The organism is Methanothermobacter sp. K4, from assembly GCF_022014235.1.
Taxonomy (GTDB): Archaea; Methanobacteriota; Methanobacteria; order Methanobacteriales; family Methanothermobacteraceae; genus Methanothermobacter.
This window is the reverse complement of record NZ_JAKLTD010000003.1, coordinates 298,982-305,567: the sequence shown is the minus strand read 5'-3', so window position 1 is coordinate 305,567 and position 6,586 is coordinate 298,982. Positions and strand designations below refer to the sequence as shown.

7 protein-coding genes are annotated in these 6,586 nt (G+C 51.4%); 5 read left to right on the top strand and 2 right to left on the bottom strand.

Annotation, left to right across the window (positions count from 1 at the left end):
- Positions 1-480: transglutaminase family protein (locus L5462_RS08415; RefSeq protein ID WP_237780318.1), on the top strand; the 480-nt coding region annotated here is incomplete at its 5' end.
- Between the two features lie 65 nt (positions 481-545).
- On the opposite strand, the gene L5462_RS08410 is transcribed toward L5462_RS08415, so the two are convergent.
- Positions 546-2,237 carry a sensor histidine kinase gene (locus tag L5462_RS08410; RefSeq protein ID WP_237780336.1) on the bottom strand — a complete coding sequence of 564 codons (1,692 nt, stop codon included), beginning with the start codon at positions 2,235-2,237 and terminating at the stop codon, positions 546-548.
- Positions 2,238-2,374: 137 nt separating this feature from the next.
- Between L5462_RS08410 and L5462_RS08405 the strand changes: the two genes are divergently transcribed.
- The 4 genes from L5462_RS08405 (at position 2,375) to L5462_RS08390 (ending at position 4,645) form a co-directional block, all read left to right on the top strand.
- The gene (locus tag L5462_RS08405; protein ID WP_237780317.1) at positions 2,375-2,512 is read left to right on the top strand and encodes a hypothetical protein; all 138 of its coding nucleotides are present in this window, start codon (positions 2,375-2,377) and stop codon (positions 2,510-2,512) included.
- A gap of 148 nt (positions 2,513-2,660) precedes the next feature.
- Entirely contained in the window at positions 2,661-3,539 is an 879-nt protein-coding gene (locus tag L5462_RS08400) for an alpha/beta fold hydrolase (protein WP_237780316.1), read from the top strand.
- A gap of 12 nt (positions 3,540-3,551) precedes the next feature.
- The gene (locus L5462_RS08395) at positions 3,552-4,169 is read left to right on the top strand and encodes a hypothetical protein (RefSeq protein WP_237780315.1); all 618 of its coding nucleotides are present in this window, start codon (positions 3,552-3,554) and stop codon (positions 4,167-4,169) included.
- 68 nt (positions 4,170-4,237) lie between these two features.
- A complete protein-coding gene (locus tag L5462_RS08390; RefSeq protein WP_237780314.1) occupies positions 4,238-4,645 on the top strand; it encodes a cupin domain-containing protein in 408 nt (135 codons plus the stop codon).
- Positions 4,646-4,737: 92 nt separating this feature from the next.
- Here L5462_RS08390 and L5462_RS08385 read toward each other — a convergent pair.
- Positions 4,738-6,586 (bottom strand): Ig-like domain repeat protein (locus tag L5462_RS08385; RefSeq protein ID WP_237780313.1); only part of this gene is annotated, 1,849 nt, incomplete at its 5' end.

The window sequence follows — 6,586 nt, the reverse complement described above, 5'->3', positions numbered from 1 at the left end:
CCCGACAATGTAGCCATCGACAGCTCAATCTTCAGGGGAAAGTACCTTGCATCATCAGCCAACTGTCCTGTTTACAACCCGGAGATAAGGTCCCTTGCAGCGAGCATCACAAAGGGCCTCTCAACGACACTCCAGAAGGCAACAGCCATATTCAACTGGGTGCGTGACCATATAGACTACAGCTTCTACTACAACACAAGGTACGGTGCCACCGGCACGCTGAAAACCAGAACCGGGAACTGCGTGGACATAACACACCTCCTTGTGGCCCTCTCAAGGGCTGCGGGTATACAGGCCAGATATGTCCATGCCAAGTGCACATTCCTCTCAGGTAACACCTACGGCCATGTCTGGGCCCAGTTATACGTGAACGGAAAGTGGGTAAACGCCGACGCATCAAGCAACATGAACTCCCTTGGAGTCATAAAAAACTGGAAGACTGCAACCATAAAGGGCTACTATGCAGGACTACCATTCTAAAGAACCAATTTTTTAACTTTTTTTTATCAGCTACATTATCTCTACCAACAGTTCCTACCTCAAAGCTAGATTCTACGAACATATTCAAGTTCCCTGAACCTCAGGGATACAGTTGTACCATCATCAGAGATTATCTCAAATTCACCCTCAAGCTGATCGGCAAGGGCCCTCATAAGGGATAAACCCACTGTACCCTCAGGGACCTCACCAATACCCCGGCCATCATCCTCAACTGTGAGGTGCATCAAATCACCCGGCTCCACCCCTACACGGATCATGCCCCTCCCATCAGGGAAGGCGTGCCTTATGGAGTTGGTGACGGCCTCATTGATGAATAGACCCAGTGGTATTGCGGTCTCCAGGTTCAGCCTCACATCAGCATCCACCTCAAAGTCCACACCATAAACTGAGTGGGCGCTTATCAGCCTCTCAATCAACCTCGTTATGAATGAAGTCATGAGAACACCTGAGAAATCACCGCTGTCATAGAGGGTCTCATGTATGATTGCCATTGCCCTCACCCTGCTCTGGGCATCGAGGAGGACCTGGCGGGTATCCTCATCTGCATTCATGGCCTGGATGTTCAGGAGGCTTATTATGATCTGGAGGTTGTTCTTGACCCTGTGGTGCACCTCACTTAGGAGTGCATCCCTCTCCATGAGTGTATCCTCAAGGGACCTCTTGGCCAGTATGAGGTCGGTTATGTCTGTAAGTGAGACTATAAACCCAGCATATTCACCGCCCTGAAACCTCGGGACCATCCAGCCTGTGTAGTGCCTCCCCCTGATTTCCACCCTGTCAATGATCACCGGCCTCCTTTCGCCGCTGTACTCAGGAAGCTCCACATCACCAAGCCTCTTCATTGCCTCGTTCTGGTATATGGTATTCCCCTCTGCATCCACCACTGCAACCGCCTCTGCCAGGTTCTCAAGGACATCCCTGAAGAAGCGCTGGGTCCTCCTGAGGTCCCTCCTGTAGGTTTCCCTCTTCATATCAATCCTGTTGAGTTCCGCCGCGGCTATTATGACGGAGATTATTATGAGGGATGCTGTCATGCCCATGAGGAAGACCTCACCGAAGCCCGGGAACACATAATCTCTTATCTTAAGCGTTACAAGGCCCAGGACGGTTATGCTGGCTATCATCATGGGTAGTATGAGCCTGACTATGTGGCCGCCAACAAATGATTCATGGATGGGCGCCATAACCCCCCTTTCAGGGTATAGTGAAAGTATGGAGACTGCTATGAGTATGTGGAGCACCGCAGTGTAGAGTGCCATGAGGAAGTACTCTCCATAGACACCGAGACCCGCCGCGTAGCCCACAAGGACGCAGTAGGAGATCACACCCGCCGGGAAGGTGATTATCTGGGCCGCGCTGAACCTTGATGCTGAGAATAATAGCAGGACCACCGCGTATATAAGGAAGAGAGCCACTGTTATTATCCTTGAGTTATACCCATATTCAGCGCCCTGAATGTAACCAGAAAGTGTCAGGATGTAGAAGACCATGAGGAAGGTCCCTGTAAGTATCGCCGGAAGCCTGAAACCCCTTGAGAGGGCTATGAGGGAAGCTGCGAGGGGTATGAAGAGGGCCGCTGTTACCGGCTGGGTGGGTGGGGATCCCAGGACAGTGCCCATGAGGTGCTGGTTACCGGTTGCCCATCCTCCAAGTATGAGGGAGGATATCACTATTACGGTGGCTGAAGCAGAAACTGAGATTCTCCTTGCAAAAAGAACAGAATCAGACCACTCCATATTCAACCCAAGAATATTATCTCCCACATTATTAATAAAATCTTCGAAACGGATTATTAATTGAGGGGAGTATTTATTAACACCCACCGACAGATTAATTTAATAAGTTTTTAAATATTATTATGAGGTTGGGGTGTATGAAGCGTTTACTCTGCCCCCTCTGCAGGGCCAATGTATCATCCGAACTTTATGGAAGCCATCGGGAACGGTTCTACCACCTGATATGCCCATCATGCGGTGCATGGGTGTGCCTGGATGATGGAAGGATCCTATGAGGTCTGATAAACCAACTGGAAAGTTTTAAGGTCAGACGCGGCTTGAGGTCCGGTCCATGAGAAATTATCATGGGAAGAGAAGGACACCCTGTGAATGGGACTCATGTTATTTAATCAATGAGTGACATAAGGTCAACTGGTGAAATCCATGAAAATATGGTCTGGTGTCCTCCTCCTTGTGATCCTCACGGTCCCCCCAAGCACAGCCCTCAACACCGGGGTCTCGGATGAACCAGGTTACGGGATGATAACTGAGAGCCACGGTGAGGGGAGCCAGAGGTACTGGATCTTCAAACCATCAAAACCAGGGAGTTACCCTGTTGTGGTGTTCATCCATGGCTGGGCCGCCACGGAGCCCATCTTCTACATGGCCTGGATGAGGCACCTTGTGAGGGAGGGGAACATCGTAATCTATCCACGCTACCAGAACCTTCTCGATACAACATCAGATGCCTTCACCGATAATGCCGCATCCGCGGTTAAGGAGGCCCTCAGGAGAGTGGGGGGTGAGTGGAACGGTGAATTCTTCCTTGCAGGCCACTCCGCTGGGGGTATAATAGCCCTCAACCTGGCATCCCGCCAGGATATACCTGACCCTGATGGTATCCTGGCTCTGCAGACAGGGGACTCTGAGGGGGGCAGGAAATTCGAGAACCTCAGGGGTATACCGCAGGACACGCTCCTTGTGGTTATGGCCGGCGACAGGGATAATATAACAGGGACAGCGGACTCCTACAGGATAATGAGGTCCACACCCCAGATACCCGGGGACAGGAAGCTGTTCCTCCTTGTGCGCTCAGACCGCAACCTGGTGGCTGACCACATCTCACCCCTTGCAGTTTCAGATGAATTCGGGGTACTGGTGGATAACCTGGACTACAGTGGCTACTGGAAGGTCCTGGATATGATGATGGAACTTGCACGTGAAAATAAAACCCTTGCGGATGCCGATACCGGTAGACTCCTTGGAATGGGCAGCTGGGGTGATGGAAGACCCGTGAGGAGGATGGAGATTGTTGAATACTGATGGGGGTTCACCATGGACAGGAGGATTCTGATAATTGCAGGGGTTATAGCTGGACTCATAATCTTTACGGTACTCGTGGTTGAGGTCTTCGATGAGGCATTATTTGCACAGATACCCTACAGTTACACCTCATACACATCAATCCCGGCAAATAATCCGGGTGAGGGCTCCCTCGGGGGCTACTACTCAATAAATGGTAGGGGGAGGGACTTCAGGTTCCAGATAGTGCTCCCTGGTGCTGAGAACCTTGACACCCATGAGGTTAACGGCACAAGGATATGCTACAATGAGAGCGGCCTGAGTGGGGTGGGCCACATAGACCACATCGACGTCACCTGGGATACCCTCATATCACTAATGAGGGGTGACCTGAAGTCTGCCATGTTCAGAACACCCCTCAGGGGGCACTACAATATGACCTGCGCCGCCTGGAATGGTGGTGGGAGTTTCATGAACGACGGAACAAACTTCAGGGGCGACTTCAGGATAAATGGTGTTGAGACCTTCTTCGGCGGTAACTTCACCCTGAAACCTGAGGGTGGGCGTATCATCCTCAAAGCAGACTACATATACTACCCCCAGGGAAAGCCACAGGAAGCCAAAAGAATTAAAAAGGACTTCTACATGTGATTTTAACGCCACAGGATGTCAAAAGAATTAAAAAGGACTTCATGTAACTTTTAATCCGATTGGGGATGGTGTACCTGATTATTAAGAACGCTGATGACTGCGACTATGGCAGGGTCCTTGATGGTACCCTGCTCTCTGAAATCCTCCACCCCAGGAATGACCCTGTGAGGATGAACTTCAGCCTCGCCCATGCCCTCCTCAAAGCAGGTGAGGCCTCACTGCCCCACCGCCTGAGGGAGTCCGTCGAGGTCTACTATATCCTTCAGGGTGAAGGGATCATGCACATAGACCATGAGTCAATGAAAGTAAGTGAGGGCGATGCCATCTATATCCCGCCTGGCTGTGTGCAGTACATCGAGAATAGGGGTGAGGAGGACCTCTCATTCCTATGCATCGTATCCCCGCCCTGGAGGGTTGAAGACGAAGAACCTGTCATGGAGTCAAAAACCCACTCACACGAACTGACTATGGATTAACAGCACAGAACAGAATATACACCCAATTTTTAAAAGGAGCCGAAGAACCTCCAGAATATCCCTAATTTTTATCCAAATTAAAAAAAATGTTTTCAGATTACCACGTACTGTGGTAACCTTCCGTTTGCACCATAGAATCCAAGTATCCTGCTGTACATGAAGACAAGCCTGGAGTAGGGGACCCTTCCACGGGAGGTCACCGCATAATTTGGGGCCCTCCTATTCCTGGTTATGAAGTCCCTTATGTTTACAGCGTACCTCAGGTATGCGCTCATGTACAGTTTACCTGGCATATAGACACCCTCAGATGCGGTGGGGTAGCCCACGGTTCTGGGTGTGACAGGTTTCCTGCTGCCAGCAGCAAGGTTGATGGATGTCCTCACGAGGAGGTCAAGGAAGGCTGGTGGGGAGTACTTCCTGCCACCCATTCTAACCGTATCTGGTAGCCTCCTGTATTTGCCATAGTACCATGCGATGTATTCTGCTGCCCTGACCACCTGGTCAACGGTTAAACCGCTGGATGTTACCGTTACGGTGGTGGCTGGGAGGCCGTCAACGGTGACCCTGTACGTCCCTGCGCTGAGTGTTCTCGTATATGTTAATGTGGTTGATTCACCACCATTGAGTGTCACTGTCCTTGAATCGACCTTTATGCCGTTCACCATGAGATCCGCTGTGTATGAGCCTGCCACGTCCCCTGTGTTCATGACCCTCACTGTCACGGTGATCCCAAGTGGTGCGGATCCTGATACCGGTGAAACACTGAGGTTACTTAGCTGGAAGGTTGCCGGTTTGAGGACAGTGACAGCCACAGGCACAAGACCATCCACACCCACCATGCAGACACCTGGATCAGTGAGGTCCCTGAGGAAGCTCACCTCAACGGATGATGCAGGGTTAATGGTGATATCCCTGAAGGTTACAACCACCCCATCAACTGTGAGGTTAACCCTGCACACACCTGCAACCTCCCCTGTATTGGTGACATTCACCGTGACGTTTACACGTAGGGGTGCCACACCTGTATCTGGTGTCACTCTCAGGTTATCAAGGTTGAAGCTGGCGGGTTTAAGTACTCGGAGGGTGGATGTGTCCTCTGATGGTAGGTGGGTTTCATCACCTGGGAATTCAGCCCTGGTGGAGTATGTACCGGGTGCCCCTGCAGTGGTGGTGAACCTGGCTGTTCCTGTGTTATCTGTGAGGGCTGATCCCAGGAGTATGCCATCAAGGTAGAACCTGATCTCCCTTCCCTCAACCGGTCCTACTGGTGATGTGAGTGTTGCCACGAGTTCCGCTGTCTCCCCGGCCACTGCTTCCGCCTCCTGGAGGGTTGTGGTGGTGGTGTACTTCTCTGTGAGGGGTGCGAAGATGCTGAAGGTGTCGATGTTATCTGCGTATACGTACCTCTCAGTGGTGTTCACGCCGGTCTCTGGAAGCTGGTTCCAGGTTCCAGTGGTGTGGTGGAATACCCGGAGCCCTGTTTCATTTTTACCTGCGACGTCACCTGGTGTGTAGTGGAAGCGGAGGTAGTCCAGGATTGTTGCTCCTGCTGAGGATATGTCCACATATTTCGTGATGTTAACCCAGCCTGATGGGTCTGCTGGTGGTGATTCAACTCCCCTCAGTATGATTCCAGCTGTGTACCTGAAGCTCAGGAGTGTGGGGTAGAGTAGGCCCACCCTGAGGCGTGTGAAGGTGTTTGATATGGCTGGGTCAGCCTGGAGATCAGGACCCGTGGTACTGGTGATGGTGTTGTTGATGAATTCGGATCCTGTTACGCCCTGCAGGTACATGCCTCTGCTGCTGGAGGTCAATGTGTTGTTCTGGATTGTTACTGTGGGGTTACCGGCCCCACTGAACCATAAACCCCAGTCAGGACTACCAGTCACCGTATTATCCCTCAAGGTTACAACTCCACGAATATTCTCCAGTTGAATACCC

What these genes read in the sequence shown, in the direction of transcription:
- L5462_RS08410 (WP_237780336.1), bottom strand. Translation starts at nt 2,237, where the DNA reads ATGGAGTGGTCTGATTCTGTTCTTTTTGCAAGGAGAATCTCAGTTTCT.
- L5462_RS08405 (WP_237780317.1), top strand. Translation starts at nt 2,375, where the DNA reads ATGAAGCGTTTACTCTGCCCCCTCTGCAGGGCCAATGTATCATCCGAA.
- L5462_RS08400 (WP_237780316.1), top strand. Translation starts at nt 2,661, where the DNA reads ATGAAAATATGGTCTGGTGTCCTCCTCCTTGTGATCCTCACGGTCCCC.
- L5462_RS08395 (WP_237780315.1), top strand. Translation starts at nt 3,552, where the DNA reads ATGGACAGGAGGATTCTGATAATTGCAGGGGTTATAGCTGGACTCATA.